The following is a 25476-nucleotide window of genomic DNA, read 5'->3' as shown; positions in this document are numbered from 1 at the left end:
AATGCGTTTCGGTTTGTAAAACAAAAAGTTCTACAGCGATTTTTAATTATCTGCTAGAGTACTCGTGTCTTTCCACTCACTAACATTTGCAATCCTTGATTGCTCATAATCTAACTGTAATAATTTGTCTCCTTGCCAAACTAACCACTTCCCTACTTTTGCTCCTTTGTAATAATTCGCAACAATAGTTCTTTTTCCAGTTTTATCATATTGGATCCATTCTCCTGTTAATTTCTTATCAGCATCGTAAAATCCTTGTTCTCTAATCTCTCCTGTTTCGTAAAAATTTGTAACCTTCACCAATCCATCTTCAACTTCATATACTGGCTTCGGCGCTTCTGAACTTACAACATTCTGTGCTGATAAAACTAAAGAAGTAAAAATAAAGGCTGTCATCAATAGTTTTTTCATAATAGATATATTTAAAATTAATAGTATTTGTTTTTCTATACATCAAATATATAAAACATTTTACATTAAATACACTTTTACATAACATTAATTTAACATTGGAGTGAAAATTTAACATTGAATCAAAACCAAAACCCTACACTAAGGTACCAATGACCAATATTAATATCTGGTGTCCAGTCTCTTACAAGCTTTACCGGGCCTATTACCGACTCATAACCATAAACTAATGCATAACCTGATAAAATGTCTTGAAAGACTTGTCCATCATTAAATATATCCAAATCCGTCTTACCATAGTTCATTATAAACGCCATGGTGTGCTTTTTATATACCTCATAACGAATCTCTAGCTCTCCTTTCAAATAAGAATGATTCACATTATCCTCAAATTCATATCCATAAAAAGGAATATGATTGTTAATCATATTCTGTCCGAAACCTCCTAATGCAAATTCAAATTGACCGGTATCATTACTTTCAAAAGTAACCCCTCCTTCCACAGTGGTGTGAAAAGTAAATTTATCTATAAGAGTTTTTGCTGCAGCCAACTTCAATTTTGCTTGACAAAAAGGCTCAAAATTATTATTGTAATCGCTCGAAGCCATATAATATTTTAATTCCCCATCTATCAAGACACCATTTTTAACAAATGCTTTTTTATCATAAGAATCATACTTGATATAAGCTAAGGAATTCAAATAATGACTTTTCTCAAAATAAAATTTTCGATTTGATATTTCATCAGACACTAATGACTTGGTGGATACATCCAAAAACTTGTGTTCAACCCCTAAACCTACCGCAAACTTTCTATTGAAGGTAGTTTGAATATAAACCATTGAAGAGAAATCAACATAATTTTTATTAATCTGGTTCACTTGAGTACCATCAAACTTTACACTGGTATTAAGGGTATTGAAACGAGAGTTCAACCCATAACTGGTATAAATACCGTTATCTACAAAATAATAAAGATTGGCTCTTATATTATCTCCTACAATAAAATCTGCTGATAAAATATCATTTTTTATAAGCATATGTTTCGTTGTATAGTTTAATAATACACTTGATTTATACAAGGGATCATAATGAAGTCCTAATTTAAAAGAAGACAAATAGTCATTTTCTTTAAGTTTCATGTCTAGTTGATATTCCTCATCACCTATTTCATGGAAATCATAAGTCACCATATCAAAATCATTACTCGCTGAAAGACGCTCCAGTTTATAATTTAAATCTTTATAAGAAATAGAGTCTCCAAATTCCAAATTCATTTTACCACGGATATATGCTCCAGAGAAATGATACAAATCATTTATTTTAATTTGGTTTACTTTTCTTGTTTTTCGATACTTCTCTTTTGGAATTCTTTTCTCCTTTCCAAATCTTTTTTGAAGTGCAGCAATTTCTTCAAATTCCCTTCGATGCTCACCAGCAATTCTTTGTCCTTCTGTTATAATTTCAATAGTTTTATCAAAAGATGTAACTGAAAAATCTTTGGTGTTTGGCTTTATATGAATTGTTAATTCTTTTACTTTCTCTTCATCTCTAGCATACATTTGAAAGTTCACAATCTGATTCAACACATCCACTACAGAATTAATATTATCTTTATCTTCAAGCTTTCCTTGAACATCTATGCCTATTATTATATTCGCTCCACGCTCCCGCATTTCATCTACCGGAAAATTATTAGCCACCCCACCATCAATAAAAGTTTTACCTTCTATTTCCATAGGTTCTAACAAAGTTGGTAAAGATGCACTTGCTCTAATAGCTTCAGGCAAATGGCCAGAATCTAGAATAACGGGTTCTCCAGTTTCTAGATTTGTAGTCATACAAAAAAACGGAATAGTCAACTCATTAAAATCTCTAACATCATGCACATGTTCAAACAAGGCATTCAACTCATTATAGACTGACTGACCATGCGCAATTGCAGATGGCAATGTTATTTTCCCCTTTTTTGTAACAGGAAAAGAAATCAAACTTTTTTCTCCATATTGTTTTTCAAAAAATGCCGATTGACTTCTTGGAATTTTATCTTGTAATAACTCCATAAAATTATAAGAGTTAATAATGGAATCAATTTCTTTTGGTGAATAATCTGCAGCATATAAGCCACCCACAACTGCCCCCATACTAGTACCTGCTACAAAATCAATTTGCAATCCGGTTTGTTCAATAACTTTTAAAACACCAATATGGGCAAAACCTTTCGCACCACCACCACTTAGAACCAAACCTACTTTTGGTTTAACATCTTTATTCAAGTTCTGCGCGGTTATCCCCAAAAAACCAAACAACAGGAAAAAGAATGTGATTATAATTTTCATTGCAATTTTTATTATTTAAGTTTCTTTAACAAGCCCTCTTTTACTTTTTTCGCTTTTGATGGACCAATTACCGAAGATAAGCTTTCCAAACTAGCTTCTTTTACTCTTTTTACAGATTTATAATATTGTAATAATGTTTCTACTGTTTGTTTACCAATTCCATCTAACTGCTCCAATTCAGATTGTATGGCCCCTTTACTTCTTTTATTCCTATGATGTGTTATTCCAAATCGATGTGCTTCATTTCTTAAAAACTGTATTATTTTTAGAGTTTCAGAAGTTTTATCTAAATACATCGGTACAGGATCTCCTGGATAATAAATTTCTTCCAATCGCTTTGCAATACCAATAATAGCTATTTTTCCTCTTAACCCAAGAACCTCCAAACTTTTTAAGGCTGATGACAACTGTCCCTTCCCTCCATCAATCACTATTAATTGAGGCAACGGACTATCTTCTTCTACCAATCTTTTATAACGACGAAAAACAACCTCTTCCATAGAAGCAAAATCATCTGGACCTTCTACCGTTTTAATATTAAAATTTCTATAATCTTTTTTACTCGGTTTACCATCCTTAAATACAACACAAGCTGCTACCGGATTTGTTCCTTGAATATTTGAGTTATCAAAACACTCAATATGTCTTGGCTCCACACTCAGACGCAAATCTTTTTTCATTTGCGCCATGATTCTTTTTACATGACGATCAGGATCAACTATTTTGATCTGTTTGAACCTTTCTTGACGATAGTACTTTGCATTACGCTGAGACAATTCTACGATTCTTTTTTTATCACCTAATTTAGGAATCGTTACTTTTAAATCCTCTCCCAAATCCACTTCAAAAGGAACGTATATCTCTTTGGATACCGAACTAAATCGCTGTCTAATTTCAACTATCGATAATTCTAGCAGCTCTTTATCGGTTTCATCTAGTTTCTTTTTAATCTCTGTAGTATGTGATTGAATAATACTTCCATTGGCTATTTTAAAAAAGTTTACATAACCAAAACTTTCATCAGAAATAATGGAAAACACGTCTACATTATTTATAGAAGGATTTACTACCGTTGACCTAGACTGATAATTGACCAGTAGATCTAATTTATCTTTTATTTTTTGAGCCTCTTCAAATTCCATTTTCTCTGCGAACTCAATCATAATTTTTTGAAATGTTTCCAAAGAGGTTTTAAAATTCCCTTTGATAAGATTTCTAATGGCCTTTATATTATTATTGTAATCTTGTTCCGATTGATAACCTTCACATGGACCTTTGCAATTGCCAATATGATAATCCAAACACACCTTATATTTGCCTGTATTCACATTATCTTCACTCAAATCAAAGTTACAGCTTCTCAATTGAAATAACTCTTGAATTAGATCAAGCAAGGCTTTCGCTGTTTTTACTGAGGTATAAGGTCCAAAATACTCAGATCCATCTCTTATTACTTTACGAGTCAAAAACACCCTTGGAAAACGCTCTTTTTTAATACAAATCCATGGGTAAGTTTTATCATCCTTAAGCATTACATTGTACCTAGGCTGATATTTTTTTATCAGATTATTCTCTAACAATAGCGCATCTGTCTCGGTAGAGACTACAATATGTTTAACGCTTCTAATTTTAGAAACCAACACTCTTGTTTTACCGTTTTCTTGCGTTTTATTAAAGTATGATGAGACCCTCTTTTTAAGATCTATCGCTTTACCCACGTACAGCAATTGGTCCTCTTTATCATAATACTGATAAACCCCAGGTGAATTAGGTAATGTTTTTATTTGTAATTTTAAGGCTTCCAGCATAGAACAAAATTAAGTAAATCTTGATGAATCAAGAAATAGAACGTCAAAAATAGAACTAGCTTTTTCAAAAACATTCTACTTAATTTTCTTTTATTTGTCTAAAATTTATTTCCATGTTAAAAAATGAAATTAGAGCGCTTTATAAAAAGAAAAGAGCGGCTTTCTCTATGCAAGAATTAGAAGATAAAAGTATTGCCATTGCAAATCAATTACTAAAATTAAAATTAGACGGTTTTTGGAATCAAAATCTATATTTTCATCTTTTCCTTAGCATTAAAGAACAAAAGGAAATAAATACAGAACATATTTTAAATATTCTATTCGCTAAGGATAAAGAGGTTGTTATTGCTAAATCTAATTTTGCTAACGGTACCATGACCAACTATCTGTTAACGGAAAACACAAGAATTAAAAAAAACAAATACAATATTCCTGAACCTTTAGACGGTATAGAAGTGCCTACAAACAAAATTGACGTTGTTTTTATACCTCTTTTAGCTTATGATGAAAAAGGAAATAGAGTTGGATACGGAAAAGGGTTCTACGATCGTTTTTTAAAAGACACCAACTGCATAAAAATAGGACTCTCTTTTTTTGAACCACTTGAACAAATCCAAGAAACACTTCCAACAGACATTGCTTTAAATTACTGTATTACGCCGAATAACATATATTCTTTTTAGAAAACAATCATTTTGCATAAAAATTGTTGTTTTTTTACTCCATTCGTTACTATTTGTTTAAATCTTTGAATAAAAAAGGGATTTTAAACAGTGTTTTGTATCTTGCGCAAAAATTATTCAACTATGTCGAAACAGACGAAATTATCAAGATTTAATAATAATGTCCTCGCAAAATATCAAGTATACAACAGTGTATTTATGACGTTGCCATTTGACGAGGTTAGTAAAACAGGTACACTACTTCCGTTATTCAACGAAACATGTGTAGAAGGATTTAAAGAAGGAAAAACACCAACAGAAATAGTTACAGGATTTTTCGATGCTTATAAATCAGACAGTTCTGAAGAAGAAAGAATCTCTTTCATTTTCAAGTTCATTCAATACATTGAGCGTCAAGTAGTATTATTTGATGCCATTGAAGATTCTGCTTTTGCAGATGTAAACAACATGAATGGGATTGGAACCTTACGAAACATCAAAGAAGAAGCGACTTCTAAGCGTGTAAAAAAAGACCTTCAAAAATTTTTAGAAGACTTTAAAACTCGCTTGGTTCTTACAGCGCATCCAACTCAATTTTACCCTGGTACAGTATTGACAATCTTAACAGATTTACAAGAAGCTATCAAAGCGGGTGATTTACCATTTATTAAAAAGCTTTTATCTCAATTAGGAAAAACAACCTTCTTTACTCAAAAGAAACCAACTCCTTATGATGAGGCAATCAGCTTAATTTGGTATTTAGAAAATGTATTCTACCAATCAATAGGAAAAATTTACGACTACATTCAAACTCATATTTTTGATGGAAAGTCAATTGATAATGATGTAATAAACCTAGGTTTCTGGCCTTGTGGTGATAGAGATGGAAATCCTTTTGTTACAACAGAAACAACTCTTAAAGTTGCTAGAAAATTACGTCAAGCAGTATTGAAAAACTATTACCGTGATGCAAGAGAAATCAAAAGAAGATTATCTTTTGAAGGTGTACATGATGTAATAAGCGATATTGAAACTAGATTATATGACAGTTGTATTTCTGAAGATGCTCCTATCAGAATTTCTCAAGAAGCTCTTTTAGAAAAACTACAAAACATCAAAAAAACAATCAAAGATCAGTACAACGGATTGTTTATTGAAGAGGTTGATACTTTTATCAATAAGGTAAAAATATTTGGATACCACTTTGCAACAATGGATATTCGTCAGGATAGCCGTGTACACCATGATGTATTCACAAACATTGTTAAAGAGATTCAAGAAAAAGGTGCTGATATTTTCCCAGAAAACTATCTAGAACTTACTCCTGATGAGCAGATTGAGGTTTTAGCCAAAGTTAAAGGTTATATCAACCCAGAAGATATTAGCGAAGAAATGGCTCAAAGAACATTAAGTTCTATGCAAGCTATTAGAACCATTCAAAAAGAAAATGGATCTAGAGGTGCTAACAGGTATATTATTAGTAACAACCAAACAGCATTGAACGTAATGGAAACATTTGCAATGTTAAACTTATCTGGTTTTGAAGATGGTTTAGATGTTGATGTTGCTCCTTTATTTGAAACTATTGACGATTTAGAAATAGCTCCTCAGGTTATGAGACAATTGTACAATATTCCAGAATATCGTGCACATGTTGAAAAAAGAGGTAACAAACAAAACATCATGTTAGGTTTCTCTGACGGAACCAAAGATGGTGGATACTTAATGGCGAACTGGGGTATTTACAAAGCTAAAGAAGAACTTAGTCAGGTATCTAGAGAATTCGGAATTAAAGTTATTTTCTTTGACGGACGTGGAGGACCTCCTGCTCGTGGTGGTGGAAAAACTTCTAAATTCTATGCGTCATTAGGACCAAAAATTGAGAATCAAGAAATACAACTGACAATCCAAGGTCAAACAATTAGTTCTAACTTTGGTAATTTAGATTCTTCTCAGTACAATATGGAGCAACTTTTAGGTGCGGGTATTACAAACGCTATCTTCAATGATCCTAAAAATGGTGAAATGAAAGATCACGACAGAGAAGTTATGATTGACCTAGCGGAAACTAGTTATAAGGCTTATGTTGATTTTAAAGAACACCCAATGTTTATTCCTTACTTGGAACGCATGAGTACTTTAAAATACTACGGAAAAGCAAATATTGGATCTAGACCTTCTAAAAGATCTAAATCTACTGCTTTGGACTTTGGTGATTTAAGAGCCATCCCATTTGTTGGAAGTTGGTCTCAATTAAAACAAAATGTACCTGGATTCTACGGTGTAGGAACTGCTTTAAAGAAATATGAAGATGCAGGAGAGTTTGACAAAGTTCAAAACTTCTACAATCATTCAAACTTCTTCAAAACTTTGTTAGAAAACAGTGTTATGTCACTTAGCAAGTCGTTCTTTGAATTGACTTCATACATGGCAAAAGATGAAGAATTTGGAGCATTTTGGAACATTATTCACGACGAATATCTTTTAACAAAACGTTTGTTATTAAAATTAACTGGACATACTGAATTGATGGAAAATTATCCTGATGGAAAAGCATCTATTGCTGTCCGTGATTCTATTGTATTGCCATTGTTAACAATCCAACAATATGCCTTAAAAGCTGTTCAAGACATGCATAAAGAAGGTATCTCTGACAAAGAAAGATTAGAAACATTTGAAAAAATTATTACTAGATCTCTTTTCGGAAATACGAATGCAAGTAGAAATTCTGCTTAACAGTAAAATTAAATTCAAATTTAAAACTCCTATAAATTACTTTTATAGGAGTTTTTTTTAAGACAAAAATCAAAAAAACACCTCTTTTAAAATCTATTTAGTATTTTGTATCAAACAAATCCTACTTTAGCAAATACACATATAGCAGTATCAAAGAGAAAAACAAGAAATATTATTTGAAATGATGATTTTTACTTTGCTTTGTAATAAAACTAAATTATTTCCTACAGTACTTATTCTAATATTTCTCTTTAGGATTGACACTATAAAAGGGCAAGAAACAAATTACTGGTCCAATAATTATGGTGCTTCCTCTTTTTTAAAAGGTGGAATTGTTGTTGCAGATGTTTCCTCTAATAGCGCCATCTTTTACAATCCAGGAGCTCTGGCCTTTTTTAAAGGGCAAGCCATAGAAGCTCAAGCCGATTTAATCACTTTAGACGCCTTTAACATTCAGAATGGAGCTGGAGATGACATTCCAATACAAACGATTTCTCTTGATGTTTCACCTTCATTAATAGGTTATTCGACTCAAAGTAAAATCAATCCAAAAATTGTTTATGGGTTTGGTGTATTCACAAAAAACATTTCAAACCTCTCTTTTAATATAAGACATGAAACACAAGGAAATTATTTAAGCTCAACTCCTAACAACGATATTTTTCATGGTGAATTACGATACCAAAATCGAGCCACTGAAAACTGGGTTAATGGTACGGTTGCTTATCAACTTTCCCCTAAAATAGGTATAGGACTGGCTACGAATGTTGTGATCAAAATCCAAGATTATGTCAATTCTTATAATGCAACTGTAAGAGAAAATAACGCTAGTAACCCAATCCCAGCCACCAAGTTTGCCATGGTAAATCACCTGCAAGATTTTAGTTTCCGAAGCATCGGCTTTGTTTTCAAACCGGGTATCAACATAGATCTCTCTCCGATTAAAATTGGGGCAACAATAACAACTCCTAATTTAAGCTTAGGACTTTTAAATAATCAGTCCAATCGTCGCTCTACTGAAATACTTCCTGACACTGTTGATAAAATCACCAATAATGCCAACAGTCATATAAACTATGCTGGGGTTTATAATACCCCTTGGATTTTTGATCTCGGATTAGAATATCAATTTAACAAAACTAAAATCAACACCATGGTCGGTTTCTTTTCTAAAGTGAACTCCTATAGAATGATTTCAAGAAAACAAAACAGTGAAGATTTTACAGAATCATTTAGTGATGATCCAACCTATGCTGTTCCTTTTATGGCAAGCAAACAAATTTTAAATTTCGGGATATCTATTGATCATAAACTTCAAAATGATTTAAACTTTTTACTAAGTTTTAGAACAGATTTTAATCACTTTGACGATACTCAATTAAACAGAACCAAGGACTATGTTCCCAATATGGCTTTTTGGGATATATACCATCTTAGTACCGGTTTAATGACTACAACAAAAAACTTTAAAATTTCCTTAGGATTGAATTATGGTTTGGGCTTATCTAAAAATGATTCTCAAATTGTAAATATGGCTACAATAAGCCAAGCAAACAGACTTCTTGGAGATATCAATAACAATACCTCAACAACCTATCACAATGTTGCATTGATGTTTGGATTAAGTTATACCGTAAATGCAAAAATTGAAGAAATAAGATAATTAAAAACCGTTTCCAATTTTCTTTAGAGCTGGTGTATTTACTATTTTAATTTTCTTACCTGTTAAGGATATGATATTTTCCTTTTTTAGATCAGACAATAACCTAATCGCAGATTCAGTAGCAGTACCAATCACATTTGCTATTTCTTCTCTAGAAAGTTTTATATTGATGTTTCCATCTTCATCTTCCCCAAAAGTTTCATCCAAAAACAAAAGAGTATCAGCTAAACGTTCTCTTACTGTTTTCTGAGCCATATTTGCAATCGTAGCATTTGCATCTTTTAAATCATGACACACTACTTTAAACATGTCTTTAGAAAATTCTTTATTTTGTTGAATAGAATCAAAAATGTCTTTTTTAGGAATAAAACAGGCTTCCATATCTTCTAAAGCAACGACAGATAAATTCACTGGCTCTTCCCCTAAAACAGATCTATAACCAAGCATATCCCCATTTTTTATAAATTTAACGATTTGCTCTTTTCCATTAGGGCTCAATTTGGTTAGTTTACATTTACCTTCTTTGATACAGTAAACACCATTCAGCATCATTCCTTCTTTAAAAATGACATCACCTTTCTTAAAGCTCATTTCATTTTTATGACTAGACACACATTTTAGCTCCTCTGTAGACAAAGCTTTTAATGAGTTAAACTCCTTAACAATACATTGATGACAATTCCCCATAATACCTGCAAATTTCCTAACAAAGATAATCATTAATTATGATAATTATCATTTAGAAGTTATCTGTTTCTTATGATTTTTGTCATAAATTTGAAACACTCATAAAACGGTTACATACTCAATTTTGAGTCAGAACTTTTTTCAAAACACAGAAGTTCCTTTATTAATTTCTAACATATATCATGCAAGGAAAAACTAATTGTTATCATTGTGGAAATGACTGTTCCGTAAGCACCGCTTTAATTTTTGAAGAGAAAAATTTTTGTTGCAACGGTTGTAAAACAGTATTTCAAATCCTCAATGAAAACGAACTAACTTCTTACTATGATTTTGAAGATACACCGGGTAAAATTCCAGAAAAAATAGAAGGTAAATACGATTACCTAGAAAATGAAAAAATTGTATCTAAACTTCTTGAGTTTGATGCTGAGACCACCTCTATTGCAACGCTAAACATACCGTACATCCATTGCAGTTCATGCATATGGGTTTTAGAAAATTTACATAAAATAAATTCAAAAATTCAATCTTCGCAGGTAAACTTCCCTAAGAAAACCGTTAGAATAGTTTTTGATAAAAACATCATTTCATTAAAAGAAATCGTCCTGCTTTTGAGTTCTATTGGTTACGAACCTTATATCAGTTTGGAAAGCGCAGAAAGAGAGAAAAATAAAACAACTGACAAATCTCTTATTTACAAGCTAGGTGTTGCTGGTTTTGCTTTTGGAAACATCATGTTCTTATCCTTTCCAGAATATTTTGAAGTCGACGAATTTTGGCTCAACCAATACAAATCGTTCTTTAGATGGATTATGTTTTTTATGGCATTGCCTGTTTTGTTTTATTCTGCAAGAGATTATTTCAGTTCCGCCATCAAAGGTCTCAAACACAAAATACTTAATATTGATGTTCCTATCTCCTTAGGAATTTTTGTTTTATTTATTAGAAGTGTCATAGAAATTCTTTACGATATTGGTCAAGGATACTTTGATAGTATGACGGGACTTGTTTTCTTTTTACTTCTTGGAAAGTTTTTTCAACAAAGAACCTATAGTTTTTTATCTTTTGAAAGAGATTATACCTCTTACTTCCCTATTGCGGTAACAAGAATTACAGATACAACGGAAGAAGCCATTCAAATATATGATGTAAAAAAAGGAGATCGTTTATTGATTAGAAACCAAGAATTAATTCCAGTGGATGGTATCATAATCAAAGGAAACGGATTGATTGATTATAGTTTTGTAACCGGTGAAGCCAATCCTATTCATAAAAAATCAGGTGATAAGCTTTTTGCAGGAGGGAAACAATTAGATAGTGTACTAGAGATAGAAGCTATCAAAACAGTATCACAAAGTTATTTAACCCAATTGTGGAGTAATGATGTTTTCAACAAAGACAAGCAAGAACATTTTAAAAACATAACTGATAAAATAAGTCAATACTTCACCTATATCATACTAGCAATTGCTTTTGTTGCTGGCTTGTACTGGTCGTTTTACAGCACCAGTATTGCCTTAAATGTGGTTAGTTCCGTCTTAATTATTGCTTGTCCTTGTGCACTAGCATTATCCGCACCTTTTACCCTAGGAAACATCATAAGAATATTTGGAGCGCATAAGTTTTATCTGAAAAATGCGAGTGTTATAGAAAGTCTTGCAGAAATAGATTCACTTATTTTTGACAAAACAGGAACAATAACCTCTGCCTCTAAGCAAGAAATACATTATCATGGTGTTCCTTTATCCCCTTTAGAAGAGCAATCTATAAAAACAATTTTAAGAAATTCCAATCATCCATTGAGTAGAACTTTATATGATAGTATGACTACAATTACCACTTTGGAAGACAACTTAAATTATGAAGAATTTATTGGGAAAGGAATTAGCGGTTCCTTTCACAATATTTTTATAAAAATTGGATCCTCAAATTTTACTGACGCTCCCTCAAAAGATACCCTAACGGAAACAGCCGTCCATATAAATATAAATGGCAATTACAAAGGCAGGTTTTCATTTAAAAATCAGTATAGAAAAGGTATGTTTTCTATGTTTCAAAACCTTCAAAAAAAGTTTAAGCTTACCCTTTTATCAGGAGATAATGAAGGTGAAAAAAAATACCTCACAGAAAAACTGCCTTCGAAAACGAAATTTGTTTTTAATCAAAAACCAGAAGATAAATTAACCTACATCAAAAAACAACAAAAACGAAATCATTCTATTCTTATGTTTGGAGATGGTTTAAATGATGCAGGAGCATTAGCGCAAAGTAATGTTGGTATTGCGGTTTCAGAAAATGTAAATGTTTTCTCACCAGCTTGTGATGCCATTATTGATGCAAGTGTTTTACACAAAGCTCCACTATTTTTAAAGATTTCTAAAAAATCAATTAAAATTATAAAAGCAAGTTTTGTATTGTCTTTCTTATACAATATTGTTGGTTTGTATTTTGCAACAACAGGACAATTATCACCTGTGATAGCGGCAATACTAATGCCTCTAAGTTCTATATCGGTAGTTGTATTTGTTACCCTAGCCACCAACTATATTTCCAAATCATTATCAAAAGATTATTCTTAAAAACAATCTTATTGTCAGCTATCTAAAACGGCCACTGCTTTTGAAAACAAACTAGAAATGTTTATATTTGAAAGGTTTGCTAAATATGGAAAAGAAAGATCATAAAATTTATGCTCTATTTTATCCCACAAATACCACAAACATGACAATTATCATTTCTAGTGATGCCTGTCAATAATATTTTTGTCCATTAAATATCATAGTGTGTATGAGCATCATTTATTTACTGATTACTATCAGTCTTATCGTAGCCTTAATTTTCTTTACAGCTTTTATAAAGGCTGTTAAAAGTGGGCAATATGAAGATTCTTACACACCCTCCGTCCGGATGCTTTTTGATGACAAACCTTCAAAAAAATCCACCAAAACAAATTCAAATTCTAAAAACAACTAACAAATTCTAAATCCATGGAAGTACAACAGTTTTATTATGACAACAAAATTGTCAAGAATTTCATCTACGCCACTATCTTTTGGGGGATTATTGGAATGACAGTTGGACTAGTTCTAGCTCTTATGTTCCTATTTCCAAATCTTACCAACGGTATTTCCTGGCTTAGTTTCGGTCGTTTAAGACCTTTACATACCAACGCCGTAATTTTTGCCTTTGTTGGAAATGCAATTTATGCTGGTGTGTATTACTCCTCACAACGATTATTAAAAGCAAGAATGTGGAGTGATTTTTTAAGTAAACTGAACTTTTGGGGATGGCAAGCGATTATTGTCGCAGCAGCCATTACACTTCCTTTAGGTTATACTACCAGTAAAGAATATGCAGAATTAGAATGGCCTATCGATATAGCTATTGCCTTAGTTTGGGTAGCATTTGGAGCCAATTTAATTGGAACGATAATCAAACGTAGAGAGCGTCATATGTACGTAGCAATATGGTTTTATCTAGGAACTTTTGTAACTGTAGCCGTATTACACATATTCAACAGTTTTGAGCTACCAGTATCTTTCATGAAAAGTTACTCTGTATATGCGGGAGTACAAGATGCTTTAGTACAATGGTGGTACGGACATAATGCCGTTGCGTTTTTCCTTACGACTCCCTTTTTAGGTTTGATGTATTATTTTGTTCCCAAAGCAGCAAACAGACCTGTTTACTCTTATAGATTATCTATTGTTCACTTCTGGTCATTGATATTTATTTATATCTGGGCCGGACCTCACCATTTACTTTATACAGCTTTACCTGATTGGGCACAAAATTTAGGAGTTGCTTTTTCAATTATGTTAATTGCTCCATCTTGGGGTGGTATGATCAACGGTTTATTAACACTGCGTGGTGCTTGGGATAAAGTAAGAACGGATCCTGTTTTAAAATTTATGGTAGTAGCCATTACCGGATATGGTATGGCAACCTTTGAAGGACCAATGTTATCTTTAAAAAATGTAAATGCAATTGCCCACTTTACAGATTGGATTATCGCCCATGTACATGTTGGTGCCTTAGCATGGAATGGTTTCTTAGCCTTTGGTATGATTTACTGGTTGGTTCCAAGAATGTTTAAAACAACTTTATTCTCTACTAAATTAGCAAACACACATTTCTGGATAGGGACTTTAGGTATTATTCTTTATGCCTTACCAATGTATGTAGCTGGTTTTGTTCAAGCTTCTATGTGGAAACAATTCAATCCTGATGGGACGTTAATGTATGGGAATTTCTTAGAAACAGTAACCCAAATTATCCCAATGTATTGGATGCGTGCTATTGGTGGATCTATGTACATCGCAGGAGCATTTGTAATGTTATTCAATATTGTAAAAACAATTCAATCAGGATCTGCTGTTGAAGATGACTTGGCAGAAGCACCTGCATTGAAAAAAGTTGGAAAAGGAAGATTATTAGGAGAAGGTTGGCACCAAGTATTAGAAAGAAAACCTGTACAATTGACTTTGTTGGCCACAGTAACTATTCTTATTGGTGGAGCCATTCAGATCATCCCTACTTTAATGATTGACTCTAATATCCCTACAATAACAAGTGTAAAACCTTACACTCCTTTGGAGTTAGAAGGACGTGACTTATACATTCGTGAAGGTTGTGTTAGTTGTCACTCTCAAATGGTTCGTCCGTTTAGATCTGAAGTTGAGCGTTATGGTGAATACTCTAAAGCCGGAGAATTTGTTTATGACCACCCTTTCTTATGGGGTTCTAAGCGTACCGGGCCAGACTTGCATAGAGAAGGAATGAAATATTCTGATAGCTGGCATTTCAATCATATGTATGATCCGCAAAGTACATCACCAGGATCTATCATGCCAAGATATCAATGGTTAACTGCAAATACCCTAGACACATCAGATACGCAGGCTAAAATGAAAGCCATGATTACCTTAGGAGTACCTTACTCTGACACAGAAGTTTCAAATGCTTTAGAAACGTTACAAACACAGGCTTTACAAGTAGAAAAAAACCTGCATCAAGATCCTTCTTTTGTAGAAAACTATGAAGCAGAAAAACAAGCAGCAGCAGCTGATGGAGAAGAGTTTGTACCAATCCACAAACGAGAGATTGTTGCCTTAATTGCTTACTTACAGCGTTTAGGTACAGATATTAAAGTTAAAGATTCACAAAAATAAATTTATAGACATGCTAAAATTTATTAAATATCATATGACAGAAATTGAAGGGATAGCTATCTACCCAATTATTTCGCTAGTAATATTCTTTCTTTTTTTCACTGCCCTTTTCTGGTGGGTAGTAAGCTCTAAAAAAGAATACATCGATAAAGTAAGTCAGATTCCTTTTAAAAATGACATTATAGATAATACAAAAAACAACCTATATGAAAACTAAACTTCCCATGCCTTTTATTAGAATATTCTCTATATTCTTGGTCGTTTTTGCAATCACTGAATTCATGACACCTGGTGATGAATTAGGTTTTTCACACCCAACAACTGCTGTATTTTACCTCCTAGTAATTTTAGCTCTTGTAGTGATTGAAAAAATCAAACAAGCTTCTGAAAATCTTTATACAGACCATATTACTGGAAAAGAGAAAGAAGCCTATTTAGCTAAAAAAGAAGCAAGTGAGATCAAGGACTGGAAAGGACTTATTCAAGCTTTGTCAAAAACCAAACCTATTAGTGAAGAAGATGACATCATCTTAGAGCACGATTATGATGGGATTAAAGAATTAGATAATGATTTACCGCCATGGTGGTTGTACATGTTCTATGCAACCATTGTTTTCGCTGCCGTATACTTAGGATATTATGAGGTGTTTGGGGGACAAACGAACGAAGAAGAATATATTGAACAAGTTGCCCTAGCAAAAGCTGAGGTTGAAGCTTATAAAAAAACAGTTAAAACCATTGATTTAAGTAATATGGAAGCTAGTGCTGATGCTGGCGCTTTAAGCAAAGGAAAAAAACTATTCAAACAGAACTGTGCTGCTTGTCATATGGTTGACGGTCGTGGATCTATTGGTCCTAATCTAACCGATGAGTATTGGATCTTAGGAGGTGGTATTAAAAACGTATACAATACTATTTCTGAGGGAGGACGTGATGGTAAAGGGATGATTGCCTGGAAAAACAGCTTTAGTCCTGAAAAAATACAACAACTCGCCAATTATGTTCTGAGCCTGCAGGGTACGAATCCAGAAAATGCCAAAGCACCAGAAGGAGATAAATGGACAGAAGAATAAATTAATTAAATCGTTGGTGCTCATAAAACACCAGCGATTTTTTTTACAATCAAATCTGCTAGATACGTATGGATGAAAAACAAGAAGCTTTTAGAGACACCCTAGGAACTATGACAGAAGAAGGGGGACGCAAATGGGTATACCCCAAAAAGCCGTCTGGATTCTTCTATAAAAATAGGACTTATGTAAGTTGGTTTCTTTTAATTGTTCTATTGGTTTCTCCATTTATAAAAATAAACGGAAATCAATTTCTATTGTTTAACGTTTTAGAACGAAGATTCAATATTTTCGGTGTTCCTTTCTGGCCACAAGACTTTCATTTGATGGTCATTAGCATGATTATCGGAATTGTATTTATTATCTTATTTACAGTAGTTTATGGTCGTATTTTTTGTGGATGGATTTGTCCGCAAACTATTTTTATGGAAATGGTTTTCCGTAAAATAGAATATGCCATTGACGGAGATCGAGGTGCTCAAATTCGTTTAGACAAACAAAAATGGGATGCCACAAAAATCAGAAAACGTTTGTTAAAATGGTTTATCTTTTTTGTAATCTCTTTTATCATTTCAAACGTATTCTTAGCGTATTTTATCGGTAGTGATAAACTTATTTCTATCATAACAGATCCTCCTAGAGAGCATATCAAAGGCTTGTCTCTTTTATTAATTTTTACTGGTGTATTCTATTTTATATTTGTTTGGTTTAGAGAACAAGTCTGCATCATTGCTTGTCCGTATGGAAGATTACAAGGAGTTCTTTTAGATAATAAATCAATTAATGTAGCGTACGATTACAAAAGAGGAGAAAAAGAAAAAGGAAGAGCACTTTTCAAAAAAAATGAAGACAGAGAAACTTCAGGAAAAGGAGATTGTATTGATTGTGAACAATGTGTACATGTATGTCCTACCGGTATTGATATTAGAAATGGAACGCAATTGGAATGTGTAAATTGTACCGCTTGCATTGATGCCTGTGATCACATGATGGAAAAAGTAGGACTTCCGAAAGGGTTGATACGATACGAATCTGAAGAGAATATTGAACATAAAAAGCCATTTGAATTCAACCTAAGAATGAAAGGCTATACCGTTGTTCTCTCTATTCTAATTGCCGTGTTAATTACAATGTTATTTATGAGAAATGATGTAGAAGCTACTATTTTAAGACTTCCAGGAGAATTATACAAAACCAAAGAAAATAATATTATTAGCAATGTATATACCTACAAGCTAATCAATAAAACTTCTCAAAAAATTGAAGACGTCCATTTTGAATTGATTTCACATAAAGGAACAATTAAACTCATAGGAATAGAAGAATTTGATATAGAAAAACAAGAATTTTACGGTGGTTCATTATTCATAGAAATTGCTAGAAAAGATTTAAGTGATTCCAAAGAAAATTTAAAAATTGGTGTATTTTCGAATGGAAAGCTGATAGAAACAACTACTACCAATTTTATGGGACCGAGAAGTTTTAGATAACGTAAAAAGCATTGATCATGAAAAAATTTAATTGGGGAACAGGCATCATAATAGCCTTTGTATTATTTATTTCTTTTATACTGTATTTTGTAATAAAAACATCTACAGATACAACTTATGAATATGACTTAGTAGCGAAAGATTACTATAAAGATGAGTTGGAATATCAGCAAAGAATTGACAAATTAAACAATGCTAAAAAATTAAAGCAGAATATTAAAATTTCAAAATCTAATGAGGGAGTTTCTATCCATTTCCCACATAATATTGAACAAGAAAAAATTAATGGAACCATCTATTTATATCGCCCTTCTAATGAAAAACTTGACGTTAGATTGCCTATCAATATCTCCAACCAAACACAAGTTATTTCTAAGGATCTATTAATTGGCGGAAGATGGAATATTCATATTGATTGGAATGTTGAGGACCAGGAGTACTTGTTCCAACACAGTTTAAATATGTAAATCATGTTTTACTCTGCCTTTATACTAGGACTTCTTGGAAGTTTCCATTGCATTGGGATGTGCGGACCTATAGCCATGATTCTGCCAGTGCATCATGAAAATTTCTTTCCTAGAATTCTCAAAATATTTTTATATCATTGGGGTAGAATTATAGCATACGGAAGCATAGGTCTCGCTTTTGGTTTTGTTGGTAAAGGGCTATTTTTATCAGGGTTTCAACAAAGACTTTCAGTTTTAATAGGAATCATCATGATTCTTTATATTTTGATTCCATCCTCACTGGTTGCAAAGTTCCAAATTACCACCCCCATTTATTCCTTCATTGGAAAAATAAAGTCAGGTTTAGGTAAAAGACTTAAAAACAAAAGTTATTTTTCTCTTTTTATGATTGGCTTTTTAAACGGATACCTTCCTTGTGGCATGGTGTATATGGCACTTGTTGGAGCCATCGCAATGGCAACACCACAGGATGGTTTTGTTTATATGTTCATTTATGGTCTTGGTACGATACCATTAATCACTTTTGTAATCTATTTTAAATCGATATTTTCAGTAAAATTCAGAAATAAAATCCAAAAAGCTATACCGTCCTTCGTAGTTCTTATTGGAATTTTATTTATTCTTAGGGGGCTAGGAATAGGAATTCCATACATTTCCCCAACTGACGCACAATTACACATCAATACAAATGCTGCCACCTGTGCTCCAGAAAGTGTAAATTAACATATGTCAACAATTTAAGCATATGGCCTATGTATATTTGCAAGAAAAAAAATGAAATTGATACGTGAAAACTATTACACTCCTTTTAATATAGTTGCCTCCTCCGTCATTATTTCCGTACTTGTATTTTTTACTATGTACAATTTTATGCCAGAAGAAGATTTTTATTGCGGGCTTATCAAAGCAATCATCATTCCTATTCCAATCGCATTACCCATCTCTCTTTTCACTACAAAATATCACAAAAAAATATACAGTCAAAAAAAACAACTAGAAGAACTCAACCAACTTAATAATAAATTAATTTCGATTATCGCGCATGATGTTAGGAGTCCACTATCCATAGTTCAAGGCTTCATTGATATCATTCATGAAGATGTTGATACTTGCTCAAAAGAAAAAATACATGATCGATTGGATTCGATTTCCGGAAGAATCGACGACTTATTGATTTTCTTGAACGATTTATTAAGATGGTCTAAAAACCAAATTCATGTAGCACCGGTAACCATAGAACCCTTTGCTACAGAAAAAACTTTTAACTCTATTCTAGAGACCTACTCTAGTATTCAAAAAGAAAAAAAGATAACAATTCAAAAAAACATAGAACTAGAAGAGCTTTACTCAGATAAAGAAATTTATTCTTTTATCGTTAGGAACCTCTATCACAATGCCCTAAAATTCACTCCTTCCGGTGGGAAAATTTCGCTTGATTTAAAAAAAGTTGGATCAGAAATACATACAACGATCAAAGATTCAGGAATCGGCATTCCAAAAGAAAATATAGAATTGATAACGAATGATAAAAAATGGTTTTCTTCTCCTGGAACTCAAAAAGAAAAGGGAACCGGACTTGGTATTAAAACAATACTACAGTATTTAAAAATTTGCAACGGTGAATTAATTATTGAATCAGAAGAAAACAAAGGCACTAAAATCACTGTAATACTTCCTGAAAAAGAATTCTCAGCGGTATAATTCCTGAAATTAGTTGCCATTTTAAAGACAAATTAATATGGTTTGAAAGTAATTTGTAATGCTTACATTTGACACAAATTATTTTTCATGAAATTTTGGTCAAAAACCTCACGATTTGTTCTAAAACAACAGATTGCAATCCTTATAACAATAGCTATTATTACGGCTCTTTTAGCTAGTCAGATGAAGTATATGAGACTCTCATATACAGAAGCCAATCTACTACCTAAAGATCATATAGAAAATGTTAAATACGACCAATTTCTAAAAGTTTTTGGAGAAGAGGGAACCCTGATCGTTTTAGGAGTTAAAGATGCTCAAATTTTTAAACCGGATTCCTTTTTAAAATGGAATCAGCTCGCTAATAAATTAGACTCCTTACCAGAAATTGAATATTCGATTTCTATTGGAGATTTAAAAGAATTAGTCAAAAACCAAGAGAAAAAAAGTTTTGAACTTAAAGAATTATCTATTGATGATTTAGATACACAAATTAAGGTAGACAAATTGAAAAAACATTTATTCAATGACCTTCCTTTTTATGATAATTTACTTTTTAATAAAGAAACCCAGACCATTCAAACGGCTTTATTTATTGACAAAGAAATAGTCAACACCAAAGCTAGAAAAGAATTTATTTTTGAACGTTTCAACCCGATTATTACACAGTTTGAAAAAGAAACAAATATTGATATTCACGTATCAGGAATGCCCTACATAAGATCCATGAATTCTGAAAATATCAAGTCAGAAATGGGTAAATTTGTAGGACTTGCATTAGCGGTTACCGCATTGATTTTCTTTTTGTTTTTCCGATCGTTTAGAGCAACTTTTATTACTTTATTAGTTGTTAGTATTGGTGTAATTTGGGCCTTTGGTTTTATCGGTCTATTCAGATTTGAAATAACAGTTCTAACTGCTTTAATTCCGCCTTTGATTATTGTAATTGGTGTTCCCAATGCAATATTTATTATCAATAAATACCAACAAGAGATAAAGAAACACAGTAATAAAACGAAATCTTTACACCGTGTTATTTCTAAAGTAGGAAATGCTACTTTAATGACCAATATCACTACGGCAGCTGGATTTGCAACTTTTATTTTTACCAATAGTTCTTTATTAAGAGAGTTTGGAATTATTGCTTCGATAAATATCATGGCCATTTTTGTGCTTTCGATTCTTATCATCCCTTCTCTTTATAGTTTCATGCCTTTGCCTAAGAAAAAACACTTGAAACATTTGGATCAAAAATGGATTTCAAGAATTGTAGATTGGATGGTTTTTATGGTGAGAAACAAAAAAAACAACATATACGTTGTATCTTTTGTTGTAGTCATTACCAGTATTATTGGTGTATATAAAATAAAAGTTTCAGGAAGTCTTTTAGATGACATGCCCAAATCAGAAGTTTTTTATAAGGATATCGTATTTTTTGAAGAAGAGTTTGGTGGTATCATGCCTCTTGAAATTATGATTGACACCAAAAAAGACAAAGGAGTTTTCAAATTATCAACATTAAAAAAGATTGATAAATTAACAACACTCATCGATGAAATACCTGGACTCTCAAGGGCTACTTCAGTCGTAGATTTAGTTAAATACTCTAAACAAGCTTTCTACAACGGAAATCCTAAATACTATCAATTACCAACGTCTCAAGAAAAGGCATTTTTGTTAGATTACATAAACAACTCCAATCAAGATTCTGGAGCTGGCTCACTAATTAACAATGTAGATTCTAAAGCTCGGTATGCAAGAATAACTACCTATATGCAAGATGTTGGGACCGAAGAAATGGCTCAAATTCAAACAGATATTCAAGCATTTTTAGACAAAGAATTTGACGCAAAAAAATACAATGTTACCTTAACCGGAAAAGCCTTGGTTTTTTTAAAAGGAACCAATTACCTTATTAAAAACTTGATTGTTTCTCTAGGGTTAGCAATTTTATTGATTTCTATTTTTATGGGTTATATGTTTAAGTCCCTTAGGATGATTTTTATCTCTTTGATTCCAAATTTACTGCCCCTTTTAGTTACAGGTGGAATAATGGGTTATTTAGGTATCCCTATCAAACCTTCAACCATCTTGGTCTTTAGTATTGCTTTCGGTATTTCTGTGGATGACACTATACACTTTTTAGCTAAATACCGCCAAGAACTTGTTGCTAGTAATTGGAAAATAAGAAAGTCTGTATACAAAGCGATTAGAGAAACAGGTGTGAGTATGTTTTATACTTCCATCGTTTTATTCTTTGGTTTTTTAGTGTTTTTAGTTTCTAGTTTCGGAGGAACCAAAGCACTTGGAGGTTTGGTTTCTATTACTTTGTTATTTGCTATGGTATCTAATCTTTTACTTTTACCTGCTTTACTACTTTCTTTGGAAAGAAAAATCACGAAGAAAAAACGAAATAAATAAAATATTATTTAGATTCAAATTATAAAAAAAGCTCTGTAATTTCTTACAGAGCTTTTTTTATTTCCTTGGTTTTAATTAGTACCCTAATACCATAAAATTATATATCCAAAACACAACCAAACCAAAACGAATCAGCTCTAGAATGGAGTTTTTATTATTCTCTAACAATCTACCCGTAATCACAAGAGTTAACATAATAAAAGTGGCGACGCCAAACATATCAACCACAGATAGATGACTTAAAAAATAGGCGAATAAAATCAACACGGCAAACAAACCAATTGTATTGAATAGAATGTAGGTCTTTTTTAAAGCTGAAAAATTAGTATACTCATAAGATCCTTTATCAATATACAAAGGCATCAACTCCAGCTCTCCTGTAGAAGGAACCCAATCCGGACCACTTACCAACAACAACATCTTATCCTTAAATGCCGGTAATTGTTTCATTTGAAAACCTAAATTTTTATAATAATGAAAAACCGAAGTAAGAAAATCTCTTGAATTGATATCTTTGGTTATCCCATATACTACTTCATTTTTCTCTTCCGCAAAGGTTCCAAAAATTCGATCCCAAATAATCAAAACCCCACCATAATTTTTATCCAAGTACTCCTCATTACTACCATGATGCACCCTGTGATGAGACGGAGTTACAAATAAATATTCCACGATTCCTAATTTTGGAATTAAGGTAGTGTGTAATAAAAACTGATACAAGCCAATAACCAAATGTGTTCCTAGAACAATCTCTGGGGTAAACCCTATAATTGGCATTAAAGACCAAAAAAGTACGCGTACAAAGACTTGAAATGGAGTTAGATTTAAAGCAACCGTATAATTATAATCTTCACTTTGGTGATGTATGATATGCGCTCCCCAAAATAAATTTATGCGGTGTCCTGATTTATGATAAAAATACCATATGAAATCTGACATTAATACGGCAAATAAAAACCATGCAATCGTATTTGGAATTGAAAATATCCGAACGTAGTCATATAAAAATTGATAATACATAAAAATTAAGGGCACCATAAAAATCCCTGCAATTCTATCAAAAACACCCATTAATAAATTTGAAATTGTATTTTCAAAACGAAAAATCTTTTTCCCTTTAGACCTAGCAAATAAATACTCTAAACCCAAAACAAAAAATACAATTGCCGCAGCTATCCATAGATTTTTATCTTCATTCATAATCATTAATTTTGATGCCGCAAAGATAAACACTATAAGTTAATTAATCATGCATCCCATAATAATGAACATAGGTTTATAAACGATCGTAAATAATTGACTTTTTACTCCTGTGCCCCATGTCTTAAATTTCCTTTAAACTATATTTGATTACTGATTAAATTTGTTTGTATTTACTATATTTGTAGCACATGCTTAAACAAAATTTCCAATTAAAATTATTACATAAATTATCTCCTCAGCAAATACAGCTGATGAAATTAATACAACTTCCTACTCAAGCATTTGAACAAAAGCTGAAACAGGAAATTGAAGAGAATCCTGCCTTAGATTTGGAAAGGGATTCAGATCATGATCATGACGATGATTTTGGTGAGGATTATGACGATCTAGGAAATGAGAGCATAGAAACAGATGAAATAAATATTGATGAATATCTCAGTGATGATGAAATTCCACAATATAAATTACAGGCTAATAACTATAGCGCAGATGATGAGGAGAGTCAGATTCCCTATGCCGGTGGAGCCAGTTTTCATCAAAATCTAAAAAGCCAATTAAATACATTCTCATTAAACGATCACAAATTGACCATTGCAGAATTCCTTGTTGGAAGCTTGGATGATAGTGGCTACCTAAGAAGAGAGATCATTGACTTGGTGGATGATTTAGCTTTCACACAGAATATCTATACGGATGAAAATGAAGTAGAAGAAATTCTAATAAACATCATCCAAACCATGGATCCTATTGGTGTTGGTGCCAGAGATTTAAATGAATGCTTGACTTTACAATTAGAAAACAAGCCAAAAACTAAATCTATTTCTCTCGCTATTGAAATTTTAAATAAAAGTTTCGATCATTTTGTAAAAAAACACTACAAAAAATTAATTGCTAAATATAGTATCTCTGAAGAAGATTTACGAGACGCAATCGCAGAGATTGAAAAACTGAACCCTAAACCAGGAGGTACTTATACAGTAACTTCTAAGATTACGGATCAAATTGTACCAGATTTTACGATTCAAATCATTGATGGAATTTTAGATTTAAATTTGAACTCAAGAAATGCACCTGAGCTAAATGTTTCAAGAGAATACAATAACATGCTGAAAGGGTATCAAGAGTCTAAAGAAAAATCTAAATCTCAAAAGGATGCTGTCTTATTTATCAAACAAAAATTAGATGCAGCTAAATGGTTCATCGATGCCATCAAACAACGTCAGCAAACTCTGCTACTTACGATGAATGCTATCATGAAGTACCAAGAAGATTACTTTATGACTGGTGATGAGCGTAAATTAAAACCGATGATCTTAAAAGATATTGCAGACAATATTGACATGGATATTTCTACAGTATCAAGGGTTGCAAATAGCAAATATGTGGCAACTCCCTATGGAACGAAATTGATCAAAGATTTTTTCTCTGAATCGATGAAAAACGATCAAGGTGAAGATGTTTCTACGAAAGAAATAAAAAACATCCTAAAAAACGTTGTCAAAGAAGAAAATAAAAGAAAGCCTTTAACCGATGATAAACTAATGCAAAAATTAAAAGAAGAAGGTTATATCATTGCAAGGAGAACTGTGGCAAAATACCGAGAACAATTGGACATTCCAGTTGCTCGATTAAGAAAAGAAATATAAT

Annotated in this window: 19 protein-coding genes; 14 read left to right on the top strand and 5 right to left on the bottom strand. The window is 32.3% G+C overall.

The window, feature by feature from the left end; translation table 11 throughout:
- Window positions 1-42 precede the first annotated feature (42 nt).
- The 3 genes from AC2DGP_RS13755 to uvrC all read right to left on the bottom strand — a co-directional run bounded on the left by AC2DGP_RS13755 (window position 43) and on the right by uvrC (window position 4558).
- Window positions 43-411: a toxin-antitoxin system YwqK family antitoxin gene (locus AC2DGP_RS13755; protein ID WP_484490636.1), complete on the bottom strand. Its 369-nt coding sequence runs from the start codon at window positions 409-411 to the stop codon at window positions 43-45.
- A gap of 122 nt (window positions 412-533) precedes the next feature.
- The gene (locus AC2DGP_RS13750) at window positions 534-2750 is read right to left on the bottom strand and encodes a patatin-like phospholipase family protein (protein WP_484490635.1); all 2217 of its coding nucleotides are present in this window, start codon (window positions 2748-2750) and stop codon (window positions 534-536) included.
- Window positions 2751-2761: 11 nt separating this feature from the next.
- Complete coding sequence (gene uvrC, locus AC2DGP_RS13745; RefSeq protein WP_484490634.1) at window positions 2762-4558, bottom strand: excinuclease ABC subunit UvrC; 1797 nt, start codon at window positions 4556-4558, stop codon at window positions 2762-2764.
- 113 nt (window positions 4559-4671) lie between these two features.
- Here uvrC and AC2DGP_RS13740 point away from each other — a divergent pair, with 113 nt between their 5' ends.
- The 3 genes from AC2DGP_RS13740 (at window position 4672) to AC2DGP_RS13730 (ending at window position 9619) form a co-directional block, all read left to right on the top strand.
- Window positions 4672-5241, top strand: coding sequence for a 5-formyltetrahydrofolate cyclo-ligase (locus AC2DGP_RS13740; RefSeq protein WP_484490633.1), 570 nt, complete (start codon window positions 4672-4674; stop codon window positions 5239-5241).
- A gap of 123 nt (window positions 5242-5364) precedes the next feature.
- The gene (locus AC2DGP_RS13735) at window positions 5365-7956 is read left to right on the top strand and encodes a phosphoenolpyruvate carboxylase (protein WP_484490632.1); all 2592 of its coding nucleotides are present in this window, start codon (window positions 5365-5367) and stop codon (window positions 7954-7956) included.
- 181 nt (window positions 7957-8137) lie between these two features.
- On the top strand, window positions 8138-9619 hold the full coding sequence (locus AC2DGP_RS13730; RefSeq protein ID WP_484490631.1) for a hypothetical protein: 1482 nt from the start codon (window positions 8138-8140) through the stop codon (window positions 9617-9619).
- Here AC2DGP_RS13730 and AC2DGP_RS13725 read toward each other — a convergent pair whose 3' ends face one another.
- Complete coding sequence (locus tag AC2DGP_RS13725; RefSeq protein WP_484490630.1) at window positions 9620-10339, bottom strand: Crp/Fnr family transcriptional regulator; 720 nt, start codon at window positions 10337-10339, stop codon at window positions 9620-9622.
- 149 nt (window positions 10340-10488) lie between these two features.
- Between AC2DGP_RS13725 and AC2DGP_RS13720 the strand changes: the two genes are divergently transcribed.
- The 10 genes from AC2DGP_RS13720 (at window position 10489) to AC2DGP_RS13675 (ending at window position 22626) form a co-directional block, all read left to right on the top strand.
- Complete coding sequence (locus AC2DGP_RS13720; RefSeq protein WP_484490629.1) at window positions 10489-12885, top strand: heavy metal translocating P-type ATPase; 2397 nt, start codon at window positions 10489-10491, stop codon at window positions 12883-12885.
- A gap of 208 nt (window positions 12886-13093) precedes the next feature.
- Window positions 13094-13279 carry a cbb3-type cytochrome oxidase assembly protein CcoS gene (gene ccoS / locus AC2DGP_RS13715; RefSeq protein ID WP_484490628.1) on the top strand — a complete coding sequence of 62 codons (186 nt, stop codon included), beginning with the start codon at window positions 13094-13096 and terminating at the stop codon, window positions 13277-13279.
- A 14-nt stretch (window positions 13280-13293) separates the two neighbouring features.
- The gene (gene ccoN / locus AC2DGP_RS13710) at window positions 13294-15477 is read left to right on the top strand and encodes a cytochrome-c oxidase, cbb3-type subunit I (protein ID WP_484490627.1); all 2184 of its coding nucleotides are present in this window, start codon (window positions 13294-13296) and stop codon (window positions 15475-15477) included.
- Window positions 15478-15487: 10 nt separating this feature from the next.
- Window positions 15488-15694, top strand: coding sequence for a CcoQ/FixQ family Cbb3-type cytochrome c oxidase assembly chaperone (locus tag AC2DGP_RS13705; RefSeq protein WP_484490626.1), 207 nt, complete (start codon window positions 15488-15490; stop codon window positions 15692-15694).
- Window positions 15684-16550 (top strand): cbb3-type cytochrome c oxidase N-terminal domain-containing protein, encoded by an 867-nt coding sequence (locus tag AC2DGP_RS13700; RefSeq protein ID WP_484490625.1) that lies wholly within the window; start codon window positions 15684-15686, stop codon window positions 16548-16550. Before AC2DGP_RS13705 ends, AC2DGP_RS13700 begins: the two co-directional genes overlap by 11 nt.
- Window positions 16551-16618: 68 nt before the next feature.
- The gene (gene ccoG, locus AC2DGP_RS13695; protein ID WP_484490624.1) at window positions 16619-18037 is read left to right on the top strand and encodes a cytochrome c oxidase accessory protein CcoG; all 1419 of its coding nucleotides are present in this window, start codon (window positions 16619-16621) and stop codon (window positions 18035-18037) included.
- A 17-nt stretch (window positions 18038-18054) separates the two neighbouring features.
- Window positions 18055-18504, top strand: coding sequence for a FixH family protein (locus AC2DGP_RS13690; RefSeq protein ID WP_484490623.1), 450 nt, complete (start codon window positions 18055-18057; stop codon window positions 18502-18504).
- Between the two features lie 3 nt (window positions 18505-18507).
- Complete coding sequence (locus tag AC2DGP_RS13685; protein ID WP_484490622.1) at window positions 18508-19227, top strand: sulfite exporter TauE/SafE family protein; 720 nt, start codon at window positions 18508-18510, stop codon at window positions 19225-19227.
- Window positions 19228-19278: 51 nt separating this feature from the next.
- Window positions 19279-20205, top strand: coding sequence for a sensor histidine kinase (locus AC2DGP_RS13680; protein ID WP_484490621.1), 927 nt, complete (start codon window positions 19279-19281; stop codon window positions 20203-20205).
- A gap of 87 nt (window positions 20206-20292) precedes the next feature.
- A complete protein-coding gene (locus AC2DGP_RS13675) occupies window positions 20293-22626 on the top strand; it encodes an efflux RND transporter permease subunit (protein ID WP_484490620.1) in 2334 nt (777 codons plus the stop codon).
- Window positions 22627-22701: 75 nt separating this feature from the next.
- Here AC2DGP_RS13675 and AC2DGP_RS13670 read toward each other — a convergent pair whose 3' ends face one another.
- Window positions 22702-23826: a sterol desaturase family protein gene (locus tag AC2DGP_RS13670; RefSeq protein ID WP_484490619.1), complete on the bottom strand. Its 1125-nt coding sequence runs from the start codon at window positions 23824-23826 to the stop codon at window positions 22702-22704.
- 191 nt (window positions 23827-24017) lie between these two features.
- Between AC2DGP_RS13670 and rpoN the strand changes: the two genes are divergently transcribed.
- On the top strand, window positions 24018-25475 hold the full coding sequence (gene rpoN, locus AC2DGP_RS13665; protein WP_484490618.1) for an RNA polymerase factor sigma-54: 1458 nt from the start codon (window positions 24018-24020) through the stop codon (window positions 25473-25475).
- Window position 25476: the final 1 nt, after the last annotated feature.

Source organism: Flavicella sp. IMCC45537, assembly GCF_057197705.1.
This window is presented reverse-complemented; position numbering and strand designations above follow the sequence as displayed.